At 68.2% G+C, this 3,135-nt stretch carries 4 protein-coding genes; all 4 read left to right on the forward strand.

The features are described 5' to 3' along the window. A partial coding sequence (locus tag V7D63_RS13350) for an NADH-ubiquinone oxidoreductase-F iron-sulfur binding region domain-containing protein (protein ID WP_333592766.1) occupies positions 1-279 on the forward strand: 279 nt, incomplete at its 5' end. 3 nt (positions 280-282) lie between these two features. Then, complete coding sequence (locus tag V7D63_RS13355; RefSeq protein ID WP_333592767.1) at positions 283-654, forward strand: hypothetical protein; 372 nt, start codon at positions 283-285, stop codon at positions 652-654. Beyond that, entirely contained in the window at positions 654-2,699 is a 2,046-nt protein-coding gene (gene nuoG / locus V7D63_RS13360) for an NADH-quinone oxidoreductase subunit NuoG (RefSeq protein WP_333592768.1), read from the forward strand. The genes V7D63_RS13355 and nuoG overlap by 1 nt, the downstream gene beginning before the upstream one ends. 3 nt (positions 2,700-2,702) lie before the next feature. After that, positions 2,703-3,135 (forward strand): NADH-quinone oxidoreductase subunit H (locus V7D63_RS13365; protein ID WP_333592769.1); only part of this gene is annotated, 433 nt, incomplete at its 3' end.

Genomic DNA, 3,135 nt, shown 5'->3' on the forward strand with positions numbered 1-3,135 from the left:
GAGAGCTGCGGCCAGTGCACGCCGTGCCGCGAGGGCACCGGCTGGATGTGGCGCGTGCTGGAGCGCATGGCGATCGGCGAGGCGGACCCGTCCGAGATCGACCTGCTGCTGGACGTCGCCGGTCAGGTCGAGGGGCACACCATCTGCGCCCTGGGCGACGCCGCCGCCTGGCCGGTGCAGGGCCTGATCCGTCACTTCCGTCACGAGATCGAGGATCGCATCCAGCAATACCGCACGCGCCGCGCGAACTTCGCCGGTCATGCGGTGGCGGCGGAGTAGGGGATGCAGCGCCTGTCCCTCATCGCCGTCGGCCTGATCGCCCTGTCCGCTTGCGGACAGCGTGAAGCCGCGCCGCCGCCGGTCGAAACGGCGCCGGTCGCCGCGCCCGCGTCGGTCGCCGAGACCATCGCCGTCGCCCCGGTCTCGACCGACGCCGCTTGCCGCCAGGCGGTGATGATTCAGTACGGTCAGGCGGAGGCGGACGTGGTCTATGACGCCGGGACCGTGTCGTGGCGCGCGCCGGTCGATGGCGGCCGCCTGAGCTTCGCCTGCTCGGTCCAAGGCTCAACGGTGTCGCTGTCGCGCGACGGCCAGACCCAGACCGTAACCCTTCCGACTTCGACGGCCGGAACCGTCGAGAAAGAGGCCCGCTGATGCCTATCGCCAAGGTCAACGGCGTAGAAACCGAGTTTGAGCCGGGCATGACCGTGCTCCAGGTCGCCGAGCGCGCCGGGCACGAGATTCCGCGCTTCTGCTATCATGAGCGGCTGTCGATCGCCGGGAACTGCCGGATGTGTCTGGTCGAGGTGAAGCCGGGACCGCCCAAGCCGCAGGCGTCGTGCGCCCTTCCGGCCGCCGAGGGTCAGGAGATCTTCACCGACACCCCGATGGTCAAGAAGGCCCGCGAGGGGGTGATGGAGTTCCTGCTCATCAACCACCCGCTGGATTGCCCGATCTGCGACCAGGGCGGCGAATGCGATCTTCAGGACCAGGCCGTGGGCTATGGCCGCGACGGTTCGCGCTATTCCGAGAACAAGCGCGCGGTCGAAGAAAAGAACATGGGCCCGACGGTCAAGACCTTCATGACCCGGTGCATCCAGTGCACGCGCTGCGTCCGCTTCATCACCGAGGTGGCGGGCGTGCCCGACATCGGCATGATCTCGCGCGGCGAGAGCGCCGAGATCACCACCTATCTGGAAAAGAACATCGACAGCGAGTTGTCGGGCAACGTCAACGACCTGTGCCCGGTCGGCGCCCTGACCCACCGGCCGTGGCAGTACCACTACCGCCCGTGGGAGCTGAAGAAGACCGAGACCGTCGACGTCATGGACGCGGTCGGCTCCAACATCCGCGCCGACAGTCGTGGCGCCGAGGTGATGCGCGTGCTGCCGCGCGTCAATGAGGGCGTCAACGAAGAGTGGCTGTCGGACAAGAGCCGCTACGCCGTCGACGGCCTGATCGCGCGCCGCCTGGACCGGCCGTGGGTGCGCGAGAACGGCAAGCTGCGCGTGGCGAGCTGGGACGAGGCCCTGACCCGCGTCGCCGAGAAGCTGAAGACGGCCAAGCCGGAGCGTATCGGCGTCATCGCCGGCGACCTGCAAGACGCCGAGTCGATGAAGGCGGCGCTGGACCTGTTCCGCGCCCTGGGTTCGGCCAATACGGACTGCCGCCAGGACGGCGCGGCCCTGGGCCACGGCCCGCGCGAAGGCTGGCTGATGAACTCCGGCATCGCCGGCATCGAACGGGCGGACGCGGTGCTGCTGGTCGGCGTCGATCCGCGCCGCGAGGCGCCCCTGGTCAACACCCGGCTGCGCAAGAGCTGGCTGAACGGCAAGACCGAGATCAGCGTGATCGGCGCCAAGTCCAATCTGACCTATGATTACAACTGGTTGGGGTCAGGAGCCAAGACTCTGTCCAAGCTGCCCAAGGCGGCCGTGGACGCCCTGTCCAAGGCCGAACGCCCGGCGATCATCGTCGGCGCGGGCGCCCTGAACGGCAAGTCGGGCGCGGCGGTGCTGAACGCCCTGGGCGCCCTGGCCAAGAAGGTTGGAGCGGTGAAGGACGGCTGGAACGGCTTCAATGTGCTGCATCACGCGGCGGCGCGCGTCGGCGGCCTGGACATGGGCTTCACGCCCGGTCAGGGCGGCCTGACCGTCGCCGAGATGCTGAAGCCCAAGGCGCTGGACGTGCTGTTCCTGCTGGGCGCCGACGAGGTGGAGGCTACGGCCTCGAACGCCTTCCGCGTCTATCTGGGCAGCCACGGCGACCGGGGCGCGCACGGCGCCGACGTCATCTTGCCGGGCGCGGCCTACACCGAGAAGCCGGGTCTGTACGTCAACACCGAGGGCCGGGTGCAGACGGCCGAACGCGTGGTCTTCCCCAAGGGCGAGGCCAAGGAGGACTGGGCCGTCATCCGCGCCCTGTCCGAACGCGTGGGCCACACCCTGCCGTACGACACCCTGGATCAACTGCGCGCCAAGCTGATGGCCGAGCATCCGACCTTCGGCCGCATCGACTATGTGGCCCCGGCCGCGGCGTTCGACGTCGGTTCGCTGGGCGCCAAGGGTGATCTGGGCGAGGCGGACTTCGTCTCGCCGGTGGCCGACCCCTATCTGTCCAACCCGATCGCGCGAGCCAGCACGACCATGGCCGAGCTGTCCGCCCAGCGGATCGCCCCGGCCGCGATGGCGGCGGAGTAAGTCATGGAATTCTGGAGCACGCCTCTGGGCTGGACCCTGATCACCGTCGGCCAGATCCTGCTGGTCACGGTCGGCATCCTGATCTCTCTGGCCTTCCTGCTGCTGGCGGACCGCAAGATCTGGGCGGGCGTCCAACTGCGCAAGGGACCGAACGTGGTCGGTCCCTTCGGCCTGTTGCAGTCGTTCGCCGACTTCTTCAAATTCGTGTTGAAGGAGATCGTCGTTCCGGCCGGCTCGGACAAGGCCGTCTTCCTTCTGGCGCCGCTGATCACCTTCATCCTGGCCTTCATCGCCTGGGCGGTGATCCCGTTCGCGCCGGGCTGGGTCATTTCCGACCTGAACGTCGGCATCCTGTACATCTTCGCCATCAGCTCGCTGGGCGTGTACGGCATCATCATGGGCGGCTGGGCTTCAAACTCGAAGTACCCGTTCCTCG

It is taken from the genome of Brevundimonas sp., assembly GCF_036732845.1.
In the GTDB taxonomy this organism is placed as follows: Bacteria; Pseudomonadota; Alphaproteobacteria; order Caulobacterales; family Caulobacteraceae; genus Brevundimonas.